At 61.9% G+C, this 1,208-nt stretch carries 1 protein-coding gene; it reads right to left on the bottom strand.

Translation table 11 applies throughout. The features are described from left to right. Positions 1 to 1,208, bottom strand: a 1,208-nt coding sequence (locus B0G75_RS40025; protein WP_106314959.1) for an NAD(P)/FAD-dependent oxidoreductase, incomplete at both ends; no start/stop codon positions are given.

Raw genomic sequence — 1,208 nt, 5'->3', positions numbered from 1 at the left:
CCGATCGATTCGCCCAGCGTCGGATGCGGGTGAATCGTCTTGCCGATGTCCGTTGCATCGGCACCCATCTCGACCGCGAGACACACTTCGCTGATCAGGTCGCCCGCATTCAGACCAACGATCCCGCCGCCGATCACGCGATGCGTTTCCTCATCGAACAGCAGCTTCGTGAAGCCTTCGTCGCGGCCGTTAGCGATCGCGCGGCCCGATGCGGCCCACGGGAACACCGCTTTGCCGTACTTGATGCCCTCGGCCTTCAACTGGTCTTCCGTCTTGCCGGCCCACGCCACTTCCGGATCGGTGTAGGCCACCGACGGAATCTGCAGCGCATCGAAGTACGCCTTTTCGCCGTGGGCGACTTCGGCGGCAACGTGAGCTTCATGCACGGCTTTGTGCGCGAGCATAGGCTGACCGACGATATCGCCGATCGCGAAGATGTGCGGCACATTAGTGCGCATCTGCTTGTCCACGTCGATGAAACCGCGATCCGTCACCGCGACGCCTGCCTTGTCCGCGCCGATCTTCTTGCCATTCGGCGAACGGCCGACGGCAACCAGCACGAGGTCATAGCGTTGCGCTTCGGCCGGAGCTTTCTCGCCTTCGAACGACACATAGATGCCGTCGTCCTTCGCTTCCGCCGCGGTGGTCTTGGTCTTCAGCATGACGTTAGCGAAACGCTTGCTGTTGTACTTCTCCCAGACCTTGACCAGATCGCGGTCCGCACCCGCCATCAGGCCGTCGAGCATCTCAACGACGTCGATCTGCGCGCCGAGCGTGGCATACACAGTGGCCATTTCCAGCCCGATAATGCCGCCGCCGATCACCAGCATGCGTTGCGGAATCTGCCGCAGTTCGAGCGCACCGGTCGAATCGACGACACGCGGATCTTCCGGAATGAACGGCAGCTTCACCGCTTCCGAGCCCGCCGCGATGATTGCCTGCTTGAACTTGACGACCTTCTTGCCGCCCTCGACCTGCACTTCCATATGATGCGGATCGACAAACGAGCCCGTGCCCGTGACCACTTCGACCTTGCGCATCTTCGCCATGCCGGCGAGACCGCCGGTGAGCTTCTTGACGACGCCCGACTTGAAATCGCGCAGCTTGTCGAGATCGATTTGCGGCTTGCCGAACGTGATGCCGTGCGAGCCGAGCGCTTCGGCTTCGTCGATCACGAGCGCGGTATGCAACAGCGCCTTCGACGGAAT

Origin of the sequence: Paraburkholderia sp. BL18I3N2, from assembly GCF_003001875.1 — a bacterium.
Taxonomy (GTDB): Bacteria; Pseudomonadota; Gammaproteobacteria; order Burkholderiales; family Burkholderiaceae; genus Paraburkholderia; species Paraburkholderia phytofirmans.
Note: the sequence above shows the minus strand (reverse complement) of the source record. Positions and strands in the feature narration are given on the sequence as shown.